This is a genomic window from Alcaligenes sp., assembly GCF_050255915.1.
Taxonomy (GTDB): Bacteria; Pseudomonadota; Gammaproteobacteria; order Burkholderiales; family Burkholderiaceae_B; genus Alcaligenes; species Alcaligenes aquatilis.
On record NZ_JBFWIQ010000022.1, the window covers coordinates 13,535 to 30,837 of the forward strand.

15 protein-coding genes are annotated in these 17,303 nt (G+C 56.9%); 9 read left to right on the forward strand and 6 right to left on the reverse strand.

The genetic code is table 11. From position 1 onward, the window contains the following. Position 1 precedes the first annotated feature (1 nt). From AB7E06_RS18750 to AB7E06_RS18765, 4 genes are all read left to right on the forward strand, one after another. Entirely contained in the window at positions 2–2,146 is a 2,145-nt protein-coding gene (locus AB7E06_RS18750; RefSeq protein WP_427958063.1) for an FAD-dependent oxidoreductase, read from the forward strand. Between the two features lie 74 nt (positions 2,147–2,220). Further along, on the forward strand, positions 2,221–2,901 hold the full coding sequence (locus AB7E06_RS18755; RefSeq protein ID WP_269496378.1) for a TIGR04283 family arsenosugar biosynthesis glycosyltransferase: 681 nt from the start codon (positions 2,221–2,223) through the stop codon (positions 2,899–2,901). Next, positions 2,898–3,512 (forward strand): TIGR04282 family arsenosugar biosynthesis glycosyltransferase, encoded by a 615-nt coding sequence (locus AB7E06_RS18760; protein WP_269496376.1) that lies wholly within the window; start codon positions 2,898–2,900, stop codon positions 3,510–3,512. The genes AB7E06_RS18755 and AB7E06_RS18760 overlap by 4 nt, the downstream gene beginning before the upstream one ends. Continuing rightward, positions 3,509–4,612: an FAD-dependent oxidoreductase gene (locus tag AB7E06_RS18765; RefSeq protein WP_427958066.1), complete on the forward strand. Its 1,104-nt coding sequence runs from the start codon at positions 3,509–3,511 to the stop codon at positions 4,610–4,612. The genes AB7E06_RS18760 and AB7E06_RS18765 overlap by 4 nt, the downstream gene beginning before the upstream one ends. 71 nt (positions 4,613–4,683) lie before the next feature. On the opposite strand, the gene AB7E06_RS18770 is transcribed toward AB7E06_RS18765, so the two are convergent. Continuing rightward, positions 4,684–5,037 carry a universal stress protein gene (locus AB7E06_RS18770; protein WP_269496372.1) on the reverse strand — a complete coding sequence of 118 codons (354 nt, stop codon included), beginning with the start codon at positions 5,035–5,037 and terminating at the stop codon, positions 4,684–4,686. 154 nt (positions 5,038–5,191) lie between these two features. Here AB7E06_RS18770 and AB7E06_RS18775 point away from each other — a divergent pair, with 154 nt between their 5' ends. From AB7E06_RS18775 to AB7E06_RS18790, 4 genes are all read left to right on the forward strand, one after another. Continuing rightward, positions 5,192–5,722, forward strand: coding sequence for an NUDIX hydrolase (locus AB7E06_RS18775; protein WP_269496370.1), 531 nt, complete (start codon positions 5,192–5,194; stop codon positions 5,720–5,722). Positions 5,723–6,034: 312 nt separating this feature from the next. Then, the gene (locus AB7E06_RS18780) at positions 6,035–7,939 is read left to right on the forward strand and encodes a polyribonucleotide nucleotidyltransferase (RefSeq protein ID WP_427958069.1); all 1,905 of its coding nucleotides are present in this window, start codon (positions 6,035–6,037) and stop codon (positions 7,937–7,939) included. A gap of 29 nt (positions 7,940–7,968) precedes the next feature. Then, positions 7,969–8,313 carry a TraR/DksA family transcriptional regulator gene (locus tag AB7E06_RS18785; RefSeq protein ID WP_427958071.1) on the forward strand — a complete coding sequence of 115 codons (345 nt, stop codon included), beginning with the start codon at positions 7,969–7,971 and terminating at the stop codon, positions 8,311–8,313. A 41-nt stretch (positions 8,314–8,354) separates the two neighbouring features. Beyond that, positions 8,355–8,831: a hypothetical protein gene (locus tag AB7E06_RS18790; protein ID WP_427958073.1), complete on the forward strand. Its 477-nt coding sequence runs from the start codon at positions 8,355–8,357 to the stop codon at positions 8,829–8,831. Positions 8,832–8,855: 24 nt separating this feature from the next. Here the strand turns inward: AB7E06_RS18790 and AB7E06_RS18795 are convergent, their stop codons facing one another. The 5 genes from AB7E06_RS18795 to AB7E06_RS18815 all read right to left on the reverse strand — a co-directional run bounded on the left by AB7E06_RS18795 (position 8,856) and on the right by AB7E06_RS18815 (position 15,988). After that, on the reverse strand, positions 8,856–10,022 hold the full coding sequence (locus AB7E06_RS18795; RefSeq protein WP_427958075.1) for an MFS transporter: 1,167 nt from the start codon (positions 10,020–10,022) through the stop codon (positions 8,856–8,858). Between the two features lie 89 nt (positions 10,023–10,111). Next, a complete protein-coding gene (gene groEL, locus AB7E06_RS18800) occupies positions 10,112–11,704 on the reverse strand; it encodes a chaperonin GroEL (RefSeq protein WP_427958077.1) in 1,593 nt (530 codons plus the stop codon). Positions 11,705–11,753: 49 nt separating this feature from the next. Next, entirely contained in the window at positions 11,754–13,376 is a 1,623-nt protein-coding gene (locus tag AB7E06_RS18805) for a peptide chain release factor 3 (RefSeq protein ID WP_427958079.1), read from the reverse strand. Positions 13,377–13,638: 262 nt separating this feature from the next. Further along, positions 13,639–14,493 carry a universal stress protein gene (locus tag AB7E06_RS18810; protein WP_427958081.1) on the reverse strand — a complete coding sequence of 285 codons (855 nt, stop codon included), beginning with the start codon at positions 14,491–14,493 and terminating at the stop codon, positions 13,639–13,641. Between the two features lie 13 nt (positions 14,494–14,506). Next, positions 14,507–15,988, reverse strand: a complete 1,482-nt coding sequence (locus AB7E06_RS18815; RefSeq protein ID WP_427958083.1) for a SulP family inorganic anion transporter — start codon at positions 15,986–15,988, stop codon at positions 14,507–14,509. 542 nt (positions 15,989–16,530) lie between these two features. On the opposite strand from AB7E06_RS18815, the gene AB7E06_RS18820 reads away from it, so the two are divergent. Further along, a complete protein-coding gene (locus tag AB7E06_RS18820; protein WP_427958085.1) occupies positions 16,531–16,971 on the forward strand; it encodes a hypothetical protein in 441 nt (146 codons plus the stop codon). The last annotated feature ends 332 nt before the right edge of the window (positions 16,972–17,303 follow it).

The following is a 17,303-nucleotide window of genomic DNA, read 5'->3' on the forward strand; positions in this document are numbered from 1 at the left end:
CATGAACTATAAAAAAATATCGCTGTTGACACTATTGTTGGTAATCGTTCTGGCTTACTTTGTCTTCGACCTTGGTCAGTATTTAAATCTGCAGACGCTGAAAACACAGCACGAAGCAGTCACGGCTTATCAGGCAAGCCATCCTGCCCAGGTCATTGGAGCCTATTTCATTGTCTATGTTGTAGCGACGGCAATTTCCGTGCCTGGTGCGGTCTTGTTGACACTTGCCGGTGGAGCAATGTTTGGCTTGCTTTGGGGAACGGTTATCGTTTCTTTTGCATCGACGATTGGCGCAACTCTCGCGTTCCTGATGTCCCGTTTCGTGCTGCGAGACTGGGTCAGCCAACGTTTTGGTCAACGCCTGGTTGCTATCAACAGAGGGATAGATCGCGAGGGACACTTTTATCTCTTCACTTTGCGACTGGTGCCTGCCTTCCCCTTTTTCCTGGTCAATTTGCTGTTCGGACTCACCGCGATGAAGGCGTGGACTTTTTATTGGGTCAGTCAGCTCGGGATGCTGGCCGGAACACTGGTCTATGTGAATGCGGGTACGCAGCTGGCACAACTTGATTCGCTGTCAGGTATCCTCTCGCCAGCTTTGCTGGGCTCGTTTGCCCTGCTCGGCATCTTTCCGCTCGTTGCAAAAAAAATTGTAGCAGCCATCAACAGAAACAAGGTATTTGCCCGCTGGAACAAGCCCGCTCGTTATGACCGCAATCTGGTGGTCATTGGCGGCGGCAGCGCAGGGCTGGTCACCGCGTATATCGCCGCCGCCGTCAAGGCCAAGGTTACGCTTGTCGAAAAACACAAGCTGGGCGGTGACTGTCTGAACACTGGCTGTGTGCCCTCCAAAGCATTGATTCGATCTGCGAAATTTCTGTCACACCTTAGTCGTTCACGCGATTTTGGCATCGGCACAGCACACGCTGACTTCGACTTTTCCGACATCATGCAGCGGGTACAGTCAATCATAAAAACCATCGAACCCCATGATTCTGCCGAGCGCTATACCAAGCTGGGGGTCGATGTTGTTCAGGGCTCAGCCAGGCTGCTCTCCCCCTGGGAGGTCGAAATTACACGGGAGGACAACAGCACCCAACGCTTGAGTGCGCGCAGCATCGTAATCGCCACCGGAGCTCGTCCTTTTGTACCGCCCATCCCGGGTATCGAAGATGTGGGTTATCTGACCTCTGACACCGTCTGGGATTTGCGCATGCTGCCCCGGCGCCTGATCGTCTTGGGCGGCGGGCCCATTGGCTCGGAATTGACGCAGGCCTTTGCCCGACTGGGCAGTCAGGTCACTCAGGTTGAAATGGGTGACCGCATCATGATGCGCGAAGACCCTGAAGTCTCCGAACTTGTTATGGCCAGGTTCCGGGCCGAGGGTGTCGACGTTCGGACCAACCATAAGGCAAAGCAATTTATCACCGAAGATGGCCAGAACGTCTTGATTGCTGAGCATGCCGGGCAAGATGTTCGCATCCCGTTCGACGCCGTTCTGGTCGCTGTTGGGCGCACCGCAAATCTCGATGGTTTCGGCCTGGAGGACCTGGGTATTCCAACAAACCGTACGGTAGAAACAAACGAATTCCTGCAAACCAACTACCCCAACATTTACGCGGCCGGCGATGTTGCCGGCCCGTTCCAGTTCACGCACACTGCAGCCCACCAGGCCTGGTATGCGGCAGTCAATGCCCTGTTTGATCCCCTGAAGAAATTCAAGACCGATTATTCAGTCATTCCATGGGCAACTTTCGTTGAACCCGAGGTCGCGCGAGTGGGCCTGAACGAGCAAGAAGCCAACGAGAAAGGCACACCCTACGAAGTCACAACCTATGGCATTGATGACCTGGACAGGGCCATTGCCGATAGTGAAGCGCATGGCTTTATCAAGGTACTGACCGTCCCGGGCAAAGACAAAATTCTTGGCGTTACCATCGTGGGTGAACATGCCGGCGACCTGATCGCCGAGTACGTGCTGGCTATGAAGCATGGCATCGGGCTGAATAGAATCCTTGGCACCATCCATATTTACCCAACGCTCGCTGAGGCCAACAAGTACGTAGCCGGCAACTGGAAACGGGCGCACGCGCCGCAGAAAGTACTGAAATGGGTCGAGCGCTTCCACGCATGGCGAAGGGGGTAAAGACATGGCAAACATCGTGCTTGTTTTATTGTCAGTCACGACAAACGCAAGTGACATAACGTGGCACTGAAACCATGACCGACACGCGCTTTTCGATCATCATTCCGGTTTTGAACGAATCTGCAGGGCTGGCTGAAACCTTGCAGATGCTGCAACCCTTGCGCACAAACGGTGCGCAGGTGCTGGTCGTTGACGGCGGCAGCACTGACGAAACCCTCACAATCGCTGAACCCCTGGCCGATAGCGTTTTAAAATCCCCGGCGAGCCGCAGTCGACAAATGAACACCGGAGCCATGCACGCCTGCGGTGATGTCCTGATTTTTCTTCACGCTGACACCCGCTTGCCCGCACACTGCCTTGAGCATATCGACACGGCGATCAGGGACGGTGCGCGCTGGGGTCGATTCGATGTGACAATCACTGGTCAACACTGGATGCTGCCGGTGATCGCTTTCATGATGAACTGGCGCTCGCGCCTGACAGGCATTGCCACCGGTGACCAGGCCATATTCATGCAACGCAGTTTCTTCAACCAACTGGGGGGGTTTTCGGATCAGCCGCTTATGGAAGATATCGAGTTGTCGGTACGGCTTCGAAAGGTTGCTCGTCCTGCCTGCCTTCGACCACGCGCTGTCACGTCGGGACGCCGCTGGGAAACTCGTGGCGTATGGCGCACTATCTTGTTGATGTGGCAGCTTCGCTGGTGCTATTGGCGCGGCGACTCACCCCACCATCTGGCGAAGCGTTACCGATGAGCACGGCGATCATCATCTTTGCAAAGGCGCCGCAGGCTGGCCTGGCCAAAACCCGACTGGTTCCTGCCCTGGGCTTGCAAGGCGCCGCCCGCTTGGCAGAAAAAATGCTGTTTCATGCGGTGCATCAAGCCATCAATGCCTGCTTTGAGCACACAGAACTCTGTGTGACGCCGGATACGCAGCACAATGCATTCCAGACACTGGCGCGGCAGCATGGGAAACGCTTGCGCTTGACTCGACAACAAGAGGGGGATCTGGGCCAGCGCATGTACGGTGCACTGACTGACGCGCTTCAAACCCATGATTACGTGCTTCTGGTGGGTACCGATGCACCGGCACTGACCACCGACCTGCTGCTTCAGGCCCGCGACACGCTCAATTCCAAGGATGCCTGTTTTGTTCCTGCCATCGATGGCGGCTACACGCTGGCCGGCTTCAAACAGGCCTGTCCGGCTTTGTTTCACAACATGCCCTGGAGCACACCTGATGTCATGCACATTACGCGACAGCGTTTGCTGGCGACAGGCTGCACATGGGGCGAGCAGCCCGCCATTAACGATATTGACGAAGCTCGGGATCTGCCGCATGTGCCAGCAGAGTGGCTGGCATGAAGCGCGTGGTATTGATGGGCGCCGGACACGCGCACGCACTGGTACTTCAGGCGATCAGGCACACACCGTTGCGCAATGCTGAAATTCTTGTTATTTCTCCGCAGCCACGGGCGCCCTATTCGGGCATGATTCCCGGCTGGCTTGCGGGGCGCTACACACTGGACGAGATTTGCATCGATTTTGAACAGTTATGCAAGGCGGCTGGCGCGCACTGGCGACGGGGGGAACTTTACGCGCTGGACCCTGACAACAAGCGCCTGCAGCTAACCGATGGGGTGAGCATTGACTACGACGTTCTTTCGTTGAATGTGGGGTCAACCTTGTACCCACCAAACCCCGCCATGGTGGCCATGCGCCCTTTGCAAAATCTGATTGAGCGCTATCAACACCTGCTGACCACGTGGCAATCGTCTGCAAAAAACATGCCAAACCGATTGACTGTCGTCGGAGGCGGACCGGCGGGTTTCGAGACCCTGTTGGCCGTACGGTCACGACTCCTTTCCCTGGCGCCCAGCTTGTCACTGGAAACCACCCTGGTTACACAAAGCCGAAAAGTTCTTCCCAGCTGCGCACCGATAGCTCGTTGGTTGGCTCAAAAGGCGCTGAAGAACGCCACTGTGAAGGTGCAATGCGCGACGAGATGGGCAGATACTGCCCCGATAAGCGACGATGAGCTGGTTCTCTGGGCCGCCGGCGCCCAAGCGCACACATGGCAACGCGATCAAAATCGCAGAGGTTCCCTGGACGTTAATGAACAAGGTTTCGTGCACGTGAATGCACAGTTGCGATCAACGTCGCACCCCGCTATTTTTGCCGCCGGTGACTGCGCCGCACTAACCCATGCCGTTCCAAAGGCAGGTGTGTACGCAGTTCGGATGGGCGCAGTGCTGGCCCATAACCTGGCAGCAGAATGCAGCGGCAAGCACCCAACCACTTATAGCCCCCAGGAAAACCACCTGACCCTGCTGAACACATCGAATGGCAGCACCATCGCCAGCAGAGGCCTGCTAGCCGCCAGCGGGCCTTGGGCAATGTCCTGGAAGGATCGAATCGACCGGGAATTCATAAGGCAGTTTGAACCAGACCTCACCCGAACGTAAACGTCAACCCCTTAAAAACATCGTTAAAGAATGGCATGGGTGATTGGCTCGTTTAAGAACAGGAATCCACCTCAACGCATAACGAGCGCGGGTACCGGGCTGGTGCGCAGCAAAGTGGTGGTCGTGCTGCCCACAATCAATTCGCGAATACGCGAGTGGCCATGGGCACCCATCAGCAGCAAATCAATACTATTCCCGGTGAGGTAGTCGCGCAGCACCGCAACGGCATCGCCCTGCTTCAACGAGCCCGTCACAGAGAAACCAGCCTCATTCATTGCTTCGCACGCCCAGCCCAGGTAGTGCTGGTGTTTGGGGGTGTCATCGGCCACCATCACGATGTGGCACGCCATACCTTTGAGCAAAGGGCTGCCCGCGACGGTTTGCACCATCTTGCGCCCGGTGGCGCTACCATCAAAAGCAATCATGAAGCTCTTGGGTTCATGAATTGATGGGCGGTAATATGTTTGAGATCCACAGCCCCAGTTGTCCGTACTATCTGTGAAACAAGGCACGCCCGATTAAGCTTACGAACTGGTATGCGCTACTTCCCGAATCGGCACTATCAAACCTAGTACAACCATGCAACGTCTCATACAACTCACCCATCCCAGCCTTCAGTCCCAAGCGGGCAAAACACTCACGCGTCAGGCTGCTCGCGGAATCGTCCTGCGCGATGAGTCCATTCTGCTGCTTTTCACTGAGCGTTATAACGACTTCAGCTTTCCCGGCGGCGGCGTCGATGCCAATGAAGATCTCGAAGAGGGCCTGGTTCGTGAAATGCAGGAAGAAACCGGAGCTTCCAATGTTCAACTGATACGCCATTACGGGTATGTGGAAGAATTTCGCCCACACAAACGTGACGGCTTCGACCTGATGCACATGACATCGCACTTCTTTCTGTGCGGAATCGACCAGCATCTGGGAGAAGCAAAAATGGAAAGCTACGAAGTGAACAACGGCATGCGCCCGGTATGGGTGAACCTTCTGGAAGCCCTCGCGCATAACCGGGCCGTCATGCAGCGGCAGGAAAAAACCATGGGGCTTTCCATTCAGCGAGAAACCTACATGCTGGAACATGTTGCTGAACACCTTCTTGAACAGAGAGCCTGAAAACGAAAAGCTTTCAATGACTTATCAAGGCCTTCGTTGAACACCCACGGCCATGCAATGGGTTTTTCATAGTAGAATGGGCCGGATAGTAACCCTTAATAGTCCCATGTAATTACTCATATCACACAGGCAATGGCCGCCCGGCCGTGTTTATTCTTGCGCTGATCGCCTCCCGTCAGTGCCAAGCTTGCTCCTGCTGTGATATGCCTGGCTCCCCCCGAGTCCTGCCGCTCGCACCCCCAATGATATGTAGCCGCTTGGTCCGCGTCTCAGCGCGTTCCACCAATCCTTTCTCACAAGGATGCTATCTGCATGTCAGTCACGCAATCATTTTTTCTCGGCGATCTCGAGTACACGCTGTCCACCGGCGAAATCGCCAGGCAGGCCACGGGTGCGGTCACCCTGCAATTACAAGACACTGTTCTTCTCGCCACCTGCGTCGTCAGCAACCGAAGCAAGCCAGAACTGGGCTTTGTTCCCCTAACCGTCGATTACTCGGAACGAAGCTATGCCTCTGGCAGAATTCCGGGCGGCCATTTCAAACGCGAAGTTCTTCCGCCTGACCATGCCACGCGCGTGGCGCGGCGCATCGACCGGGCACTTCGCCCGCTGTTCCCTGCGAACTATTGTCAGGAAACACATATCGTCGTTCAGGTAATGTCGGCCCAACCCGAAATCGCTACCGACGTACTGGGCGTCATTGCGGCTTCTGCCGCGCTGGCGCTGTCAGGTGTCCACCTTCTCGACCACGTCGGTTGCGTACGCATCGGCTTTCTGAACAACCGCTTCGTTGTCAACCCCAGTCAGCCGGATATTCCAGCCAGCTTGCTGGACGTGGTGGTGGCCGCAAACCGTCAGGGTGTTGTCGCTGTCGACGGTTCGGCTCGGGAACAGCCCGACGATGTGATCCAGGATGCCATCGCCTTCGGCCACTTGCAAAATCAATCGATCATTCAGGCCATTCAGGCACTCGTTCACGCATCGGGCCAGCAGGTGCCAGAAACGGAACCGCTGCCGGGAGGGCGCGATCTGGCCTACAAGCTTTACGACGAAGCCCGGCAGGCACTGGATACAGCGCTTGACGCCGACCCTGATGAACGCCCGACCCGTGTGGAATCGGTACGCCAGACCAGCAAGGCAACACTGGAAGCTGCTGGTTCAACTGCCGCAGAGCTTGCGTTGTTCGAACACGAGTTTGAGGCGTTGCTTGCTTACGTGATGCGCCAGCGCCTGATCACCGGAGAGCGCCGTTTCGATGGCCGAGATGCCTTTACCGTTCGCCCTATCGTCACAAGGCATGGGGAACTTCCTGGCGTTCACGGATCCGCCCTGCTTACCCAGGGCGACAGCCAAATACTAAGCACAGTGACATTGGGAACGCCGAAGGAAGCTCAGTTGATCGAAACGCTGGCCGGGAAACATCGCGAGCACTTCATCACTCAGAACAATACCCTGCCCTTTGCGACGGGCGCCACCGGCCGCTTCGGCATACCCAAGCGCAGCGATCTCGAACTTAGCCACCTGCTCAAATCCGCACTTGAACCGCTATTACCTGACCTGGAAGCGTTCCCCTACACCCTGCGTCTGGTCAACGAACGCCTGGAATCAGGCGATGCAGCAGCCATGCCCACCGTCGCAGCGGCAACCCTGGCGTTGTTTGACGCCGGCGTTCCCCTTCGAACGGCGGCTGTTGGCACCACCATCGGCCTTGTCCAAGAGGGTGACCGGCACATTCTGCTCTCCGATTTGTCGGATGACGAATTACCACTGTGCTCATTGACCATGAACGTGGCAGGTACAAAAAACGGCGTTACCGCTTTGCAAATCGATACTCGCCGCACCGACCTGCCTCTAGCGCATCTGAACGATGCGTTTACACGGGCCAGAGTCGCGCGGCTGACACTACTGGATCTCGTAAACAAGGCTACTCAACAGTCAGGACCACAGGCTGACGAGGCCGTCATCGACGTGCTCCTGGATACGACTTACGAAGGCACTGTTATAGAACACACTTCGACGGGCGTAGTTGTGCAGATTATGCCGTCATGTACGGGAGTACTTCCGCTGTCTGAACTGTCTAAAGGCAAACCGCACCTGCCGATTATTGACCTTAATCCCGGAGACCGTCTGCGTGTAAAGGTCGCCTATCGCGATGAGCGGAGTCTGCTGTTGCTGGCGCTCGAAGACACCCTGCATAGCGGTGCAGAAGCGGTCTGAGCATTGTCTCCAAGCTAAAGGTGAAAACCATGCAAGAACACATCATCCGGGCCGAACTGCTCAAACGCCTGGCAGAAATTCAGGCGTCGATTGAACACATAACATCCACGTCAGGCATCGTCGAACTGGATCAGACCGTAAATGGTCGGCTCACACGCATGGACGCAATGCAGCAGGCGGCCATGGAGTCGGCCAGGCTTTCGCGCCTGGAGAACGACAACCGAAAGTATCTGGCGGCGCTGGCCAGGCTGGACAACGGCGACTATGGCATCTGCTGCCGATGTGGCGATGAAATTGCAACTGAACGCCTGCATCACGATCCGGCAACGCCATTTTGCCGCGACTGCGTCGATGGCTCTCAAAGCCAAAAGTAATTTGTAATTCGCAAGGGTCACGAACGTTTCCTGGAGACATGATGCTTGTAGATCTACCTGACAACCTGTATGCGTGCGCTTTACGGCAATGCCGCGATTACTTCACCACCCCGGACGAGCAACTTGAATTCTGGAGCCGCCTGGGCAAGGCCATACTCGATAACCCCGAGCCCGATGTAAACCTGGTAGCTGACCTTGTGCTGGCGAAAATGCGGCGGCTGACTTGTCGAGCCGTGGCGTCAAGACGGGCGGAATACTGCGACAAAATTTTTGAAAGCGCAGGCTTCTCTGCCGCCTGTGCAGTCCTGCCGCCAGGTATTCGCCAAAACGTGGGGCAGACACTATGCACGCTACTCGACAACGAGACGGCATCACACAGATTGCGTGGCGAGCTTGACGATCATTTTCTTTACCAGTGGGGGGAGGAGTCACAATTGCTGCAAGTGGGCTACCGACGCGAGCCCTCAACGCAAGAGCTGATTGCGCTGTCACTGGCCCGCCGCTATGTAGGCCTGTAAACCCTGCCTACCCCGGGCCATGCATCAATTGTCATTCATGGCCACAGGGCACTGATTGCGGTTTCTGGAAAAATAGGCTGCCAGCACACTCGCAACCACGACATACGCCAGGCAGGCCTGCGCCTGCCGAGTAAGGTCGACGCCCTGATCGACAAGCAGCCCAAACACCATGGGCGAGGCTCCAGTGGCGACCACATTGATGGCTTCGACGCTTGCCCGTACCCTACCCAGTCGGGCGGTGCCGTACAGTTCAGCCCAAAGTGCCACCCCTACCGTTCCTGCTGCTGCCGATGTCAGGCCGAACAAACCCAGATACAACGGCACTGTCCAGGCGCCTTCAAACAAACCAAGCAAAATCAGGGCAAACATCATTGGCAGCAAGACAAACGGCACCAGGCGCCTTGCTGTGAAGCGGTCAACCACAGGGCCCACCCCAATCAACCCCACTGCCCGGACAGCCGCATAGCCAACAAACCAGATGGCGACCCATGACATCATCCACCCTTTTTCGGCGGCCAGGCGGGTCTGATGAAAAAAGAAGCCCGTGGAAATGAACGGTGAGGCGATGATGACCGGTAGAACCGAGAGAAAACGCGTGTCGCGCCACAACACAATTGGCGGGTTCTGAGGTGCACCGCTTGTTGCCTTATGTCCTGCAACAAACCGCTTTACCCCGCCTGGACGACGCTCCAGACGCAGTGCCAGGCTGCCCAGCACCACAAGCACGGCGGCACATAGCGCCCAGGTCAGCCGCCAGTCGAGCAATGCCAGACTGGCTACGGCAGCGATAGGCAAAACAGCTTCGCCTACCGGCAAGCCCAGAGACACCAGCCCTAGTGCCTTGCCTCGATGGTCGCTGAAGGCACGTGCAGTCGCCGTCAAACCCGTGTGAACCATCAGGCCCTGACCAAACAGGCGCAACAGGTAAAAGCTCAGGCCAAGCATAAAGACGTTGACGCTGAAAGCCATGGACAAACACGCCAGAACCAGCATGCCGATAACAATGGAAGCAAACCGCCTGACAGACGTGTGGTCGATGAGGCGCCCCACGTAACCCAGCGAGAGGGCACTGCAGAATGTGGCCAGCGCATATAAAGAACCGAGCTCTCCATCGGAAATGGAGAAATGGGCTCGCAGGCTTTCGCCAAACAGGGCAATGAAGAACGTTTGCCCGAAGCTGGACAAACCCATGACCAGAAGACCGAATGTCAGATAGCGTCGGTTTCTTGCGCCAAATGACCAATAATCACGCAACACGCCCTGCCCTCACGCTGAATAATCTAGGCATCGCGCGCCATGACGCAAACGCCCTGAGACCGCAGCAATGCAATGGCAATAGAAGATGCATTTTGCAATGCCGTCGTCACCACCAGCGCGGGATCAATAATGCCAAACACGCGCAGGTCACCGTAGGCTTGCCGAGCCACATCGTAGCCATAATACCCGTCGCCGTACATGACGCGATCAACAACGGGTTCCGGATCAACGCCAGAATTCGCAATCAAGGTCATCGCCGGTGTTTTCAATGCCTGCATTACGCTGCGAACTCCGGCAGCAACGGCCACATCATCGCTCATGGCCAACTGTTCAACCACCGGTATTGCCCGCAATGCCGCCGTACCGCCGCCGGGCACGACGCCATCCTGCATCGCCGCGCGGATTGCCTGAAGCCCGTTGTACGCCCTGCGTCTGCGCTCGGAAGACTCCGGTTCGGAATCTGCCCCCACCTCGATCAGAGCAATACCGCTGCCCAGCATGGACAGGCGTTCAAGCACCGATTCCTTCAACCCGTCGTCCGCCATCGTTTTCAGCGCTTCGCTCAACAAATGAATGCGCTCACCCACCGCTTCCGGCTGCCCCTTTTCACCAAGGATGACAACCGACTCGCTTGTCGAAACCTCGATGCATAGGGCACAACCAAGATCATCAGCGCAAGGACGAGCGCCCGGTATGGAGTCAACACGTCCCAGCACCTTGGCACCACTGCACTGCGCCAGGTCATCCAGAACGTCAGAAAGGCCGCCAACACCTGGCTGCAACCGAACAGGACACAAAGCCACGCGCCCCTGGCGGTGGTTCTCCAGCAACAGGGCCAACACGGGGGAAGAGAACCCGGAGGCCATGATCACCAACGGTTTATTCATTTCCAGGGCGCGCTCAAGAACCGGCACAAGATACTCCGGATCCTCCAGACGCCCTTCATGTACCATCAGCAAGGGGTGTTCAAGCCTGGCCTTGACAAAATGCTCATCCGTCACAAAAGCCCTGGATGCCAGCACGCCACGAATCCGCAAGCCCTCTTGTATGGAAAGCCTGCTGTCCCTGCCTTTTCCTGCCTCAACCCGAACGACACACTGCTGCCCCACCCGGGTCACCGCCTGGGCAAGCAACGAGGCGATCTCCTTGTCGTGCTGTGAAGCAACCTCGGCAACCTGTTGCACACTCTCCGAAGTCACACACGCGATGGTGTGATCCCGGATATGCGTAATGGCGGTATCAACACCTCGCTTTATGCCCTCACACACCTTGTTCAGGTCACTACCAGTTACCACAGCACGTTGTGCTTCGCGCAATAGCGATGCAGCCATCAGCAAGGTCGCGGTGGTTCCGTCGCCCACACTGTCATGCGTTCGTTCGGCAGCCTCACAGGCAATGCGCACCGCGCTGTTCTGAGCGGGATCCTCAAGAACAATCTGTCTGGCCACGGTCAGGCCATCCCGACTCAACGTAGGTAACGCCCCATCGTGGCCCTCCAGCGCCACCATGCGCCCTACCGGTCCGTACGTCACAGCAACCGCCCGGGCCAGTTGCTGCATGCCTTCAACAATGTCCTGCCGGGCGGCGTCCCCGGTCACAATTTTTCGTTCCAGCATTCTTTCCTCTCCTTTGAATCGTTCAAACTGACATCAGCGTGGCGCGTAATCAGTTCACCTGACGCGCGCCCAACTGGTCGTAGAAAATGAGGCCTGCATGCTCTCTCAAAGCGTGAAACTGGATGTCCGGCCACTTTTCCTGGGCCAGTTGCAGCTCCGGCCCGTGTCGAACCACCAGCACCGGTGCATTCACGGCGTCGTAGTAAATGCGATCGGCATACGCCCTGATGAAGCGATCCAGCAGCGCAGCATCGGACGACGTCACCCAGCGTGCCTGCTGAAATCTGGCCGGCACCAGGCGGGCAGGCACATGGTATTCAGCGGCCAATCGATGCTCCACAACCTCGAACTGCAGATCACCGATGGCGCCCAGGAGCATGGCGCCACCCGCATGCGGGGTGAACACCTGAATAGCCCCTTCCTCGCCCAGTTGCTTCAAACCCAGTCGCAATTGCTTGATACGCATGGGGTCCGCAATCTCGGCCGTTCGAAAAAGCTCCGGAGCAAAAAAGGGCAGCCCTGTAAACTGCAGCGACTCGCCCTCGGTCAGGGTGTCGCCCAACTGTAATTGGCCGTGGTTCGGCAAACCGATAATGTCGCCCGGGAACGCCGTATCCAGCTGTTCGCGCTGCTGTGAAAGAAACGAAACCACGTTGCTGGCTCGCAGGCTTTTACCATTGCGGCAAACCGTCAGCTTCATGCCGCGCTCAAACCTGCCTGAGCACACACGAACAAAGGCAATACGGTCGCGGTGGGCGGGGTCCATATTGGCCTGAATCTTGAACACCACGCCCGAAAAACCGGCTTCACGAGGCACCACCGTTCGCTCGATGGCCTTTCGGGCCGTCGGTGCCGGCGCCAGATCAATCAGGGCATCGAGTACCTCCTTCACCCCGAAATTATTCACGGCCGAGCCAAAAAACACAGGCGTTTGTCTGCCGGCAAGAAAGGCATCCGGGTCGTAAGCGGGCGAGGCGCCCCGCGCCAGTTCAACCTCACCGCGCGCCTCTGTAAACTCGTCGCCCAAGGCCGTGCAGTGCGGGTCATCCAGCGCCAGAACGGCATCATCCGCGTGGCGCGTTGCCGCGCCGGGCCGAAACAACCGCAGACGTTCATGCTGCACATCAATCACGCCACGAAACCGTTTACCCATACCAACTGGCCAGGAAAACGGCACAATCGGCATCCCCAGCACACGCTCGATTTCGTCCACGATCTCCAGTGGGTAGCGAACCTCGCGGTCCATCTTGTTGACGAACGTGATGATGGGAATGTTCCGGGCGCGACAGACCTGCAGCAGGCGCAGGGTCTGCGATTCGACACCATTGGCCGCATCAATGACCATCAAGGCAGCATCGACCGCCGTCAGGACACGATAAGTGTCTTCAGAAAAATCTTTGTGCCCGGGGGTATCCAGCAAGTTGATGACGCAATCGCGATACACCATTTGCATGACGGCGCTGGCCACCGATATACCCCGCTGTTTCTCGATCTCCATCCAGTCGGAAGTCGCATAACGCGAGGCTTTTCGGGCCTTCACGCTGCCGGCAATGTGGATGGCACCCGCATAGAGCAGCAGTTTTTCGGTAAGGGTGGTTTTACCCGCGTCGGGGTGGGAAATGATGGCAAACGTACGGCGACGCTGCGTCTGTCTCCTGATATCGTCAGTCATGGCGTGTGGCTTTCCTTTACAAGGGATGGCGACATGCCGAACTTGCACACTGCGTGCCAGGAGGCCACGGTAAAAACGGCGAAGGAAGTACCCCTGAGATGATGCCGGGGTTCGCAGAGTTGACGCAGGACCTGGCCTGGCGGTACACACGGCAAGCGCGGCGCCCGCTCGCCACGAGGCGCAGCGGGCACGATACTTGAAAATTGACACAAACTACATGGGTCGAAAACTGTTCTTTTTGCCTGACAAACCAGTAGCCCGATCAGCGCATAACGAGCGCGGGTACTGGGCTGGTGCGCAGCAAGGTCGTGGTGGTGCTGCCGACAATCAACTCACGAATGCGCGAGTGGCCATAGGCCCCCATTACCAACAGGTCGATATTATTCGAGGTTAGATAGTCGCGCAGAAGCGTGTCCGCTTCTCCTTGCTGAAGCGCTGCTTCCACGTGAAAACCCGCTTCTATCATCATCTCTCGTGCCCAGCCCAGGTCATGCTGATGCTTGAGCGTGTCATCGGCCACCATCACGATGTGGCACGCCATACCTTTGAGCAAGGGGCTACCCGCGACGGTTTGCACCATCTTGCGCCCGGTGGCGCTGCCATCAAAAGCAATCATGAAGCTCTTGGGTTCATGAAATGACCCTGTGGTGATAAGCACGGGGCGCTGCAAGGTACGAACGACTTTTTCGCCGTTCAGATCAAGATAGGTTCGGCCGTTGCCCTCGACAGGCGGATGCTGACCCAGAATATACAGCCGCGCCTCCGGCTGCACGTCCAGCGCGGTTTCCACCAGCGAGCCGTGCCGCTGGCGAGTTTCAACATTGGCCAGGCCGGCCTGCCTCGCCCGCTGACTGGCGGCGTCCAGAATTTGGCGTCCATGCTCTTGCGCCAGCTTGCTGCGTTGCTCGTCCAGATCGGACAGCTTTGCCAGCAAGGACTCCTGCGCGCCTAATTCCAGATTTCCGCTGAAATCACTTACCGGCGCCTTTTCGGGGTGCCTGTCCAGCACATGCAGGAATTCCAGCGTCACCCCAAGGCGACGGGCCGCCCAGATACCGTATTCACACACGGCATCCGTTTGTGCCGCGCCATCAATACATGCAAAAACTTTAATCATTCATGTCTCCTTTTTAGTGGCCCATCAACTTGTCCATGGCACCCGGCTTGTCGTGAACTGCAAAGCGATCCACCAAAGTGGTGCTGGCCTCATCCAGACCGATGACCTCGACCTCGGTGCCTTCGCGACGGAATTTCAGAATCACGGCGTCAAGCGCACTGACGGCGGTGATGTCCCAGAACCGGGCCCGGTTCAGGTCGATCCTTACCTTCTCGATGACCTCTTTGAAATCGAACGAGCCAGTAAATTTTTCTGCTGAGGCAAAGAACACCTGGCCCACCACGTTATAGGTGCGGGTACGGCCGTCGTCCTGCGTGGATGACGTAATACGGAATACCCGCCCAACCTTGTGCGCAAAGAAAATACCGCTGAGCAGCACGCCCACCAAGACCCCTTTGGCCAGGTCGTGCGTGGCCACAACCACAACCACCGTGGCCACCATAACGACACTAGAGGTTTTAGGGTGACGTGTCAGGTCGCGCAAGGAGCTCCAGCTGAACGTACCAATCGACACCATGATCATTACGGCCACGAGAGCGGCCATGGGAATCTGCTTTACCCAGGGCCCCAGGAACACGACCATGATCAGCAAGATGACGCCGGCCGCCAACGTGGACAAACGGCCTCGCCCGCCCGACTTGATGTTGATCACCGACTGGCCGATCATCGCGCAGCCCGCCATACCGCCCATGAAACCGGATGCGATGTTGGCGACACCCTGGCCGGCACATTCACGGTTCTTGTTGCTGGGCGTGTCTGTCAGGTCATCCACAATCTGGGCGGTCATCAACGATTCCAGCAAACCCACCACCGTCAATGTGGCGGCGTAGGGGAAGATGATCTGCAAGGTCTCGAAGGTGAGCGGGATATTCGGCAGAAGGAAAACCGGCAGGCTGTCGGGCAGGTCACCCATGTGGCCCACCGTGCGGATATCCAGATCAAGCACGATGGCAACGATTGTGAGCACCACAATACACACCAAAGGCGACGGTATCGAGCGGGTAAGGTAGGGGAACAGGTAAATAATTGCCAGACCACCGGCCGTCATGGCGTATACGTGCCATGTAACATTGGTCAGTTCGGGCAACTGCGCCAGAAAGATAAGAATAGCCAGTGCATTCACAAAGCCGGTAACTACCGACCTGGAAACAAAACGCATGAGCACCCCCAGGCGTAGCGCACCGGCCAGTATTTGCAGCACGCCGGTAAGAATGGTGGCAGCCAGCAGGTATTCCAGGCCGTGCTCTTTCACCAGGGTGACCATCAGCAGCGCCATGGCACCGGTTGCAGCCGAAATCATGCCGGGCCGCCCGCCGGCGAAGGCAATAACTACCGAAATACAGAACGAGGCATACAGGCCCACTTTGGGGTCGACGCCTGCAATGATGGAAAAGGCGATGGCCTCGGGAATCAACGCCAGAGCGACGACGATACCGGCCAGAATATCCCCCCGGATATTGGAAAACCAATCTTCTTGAATTCTTTTAAGTTGCATGGGAAAACCAGATAGAACATTCCCCGCACGCAAAACCATAGCGGCACCGCCTGTTGCCAGGCAATGCAAGCGTTCACCGTGAATTGCGCACGTGCACAATACGGTGTAGGGAATGACAGCAGGAAATAACGAGAAAAGAAACCGCACTCGCGAAACGCGGTGGGTTGGGAAAGCGCTGGACGCAATTGTTGAACTGCGTCAGTAGGGAAGAGAACTTACATGGGTCCGATGGTTCGGTTTTGAATATATTTCAGTGGAAACGACTGGAAAATTTTACCATAGATATCATGGTTAACCCTGAAATCTGCTGATCACATAAGCGAGAACGGAAAACCAGAATCAGTCACAGTTGATCACAACAAGCAATTTTCAACTTGCGTTGCCTATCACCCGCCCGCCCGGAGTCCCCTACCCCACCTAATTCAAGGATAATTACGAACAATCTTGTTAGAGGCAAAAACCGGGCCCAAAAGGCCTATAAAGGGTACTTTTCCTCTAAAAACGCTACCTCTGCTACCAGAGCTTGTGCTACCTTTATAAGCATGAACGAAGCACACATCGCCCAGCAACGCCGCGAGCTACTGTCCAAGGCCATCGATCATCTGACCCACGGTGATCGCAGTGCCTTTGGCCGCCGCCTGGGGTTCAAAGATGGCGCGTTCATCCGGCAGATGCTCAACGGTTCACGCGCCGTTTCCGAAAAAACCATACGCCACATCGAGAGCATTCCCGGAATGCGTGGCTGGTTTACCCAGGCCGAAGGCAACGAGCCCCCAACCCTCCCACCTGTGCATGTGGCTGATGCGAGCCCCGACGACATCGCGGCTCGCTACCACGCCTCCTCGGTTCCCATGCAACGACTTGTCGAGCTGGTGTTACGCCAGCCAAGCGAGCCCGTGCCAGAGTGGGCCACACCGGCCTTGCTCTCGGTAGTGACGGCGGGCCTGGTGCTGGCGCAAGAGCTCGACGCCAAGAAAAAGTAGCAACACTACCCCTTTACCCCGGCTTCCCCTCCTGTCTTTCGGGCAATTCGTCCGCCCAATCTCCACATCACCCTCGAAACGTGGCAATTGCATCGCATTGCTACGTTATCTATTGCTCAATTAAAAAGCATTTGCTACTATTCATTCACGCTCTTTAACAACAAGCAATCGATGAACATCACGCCCTGCCGCTTGCGGCACGCGACTGCGTGACTACCTGCACGGCACCTGGGTAGAAGCAAAACAGGTGAAATCCATGGGCTCGACACCGACCTCTTGCGCGAGGTGCTGTACGGGAACGAGCCCGGGGGTCGGCATTCAGGGATGAGTGC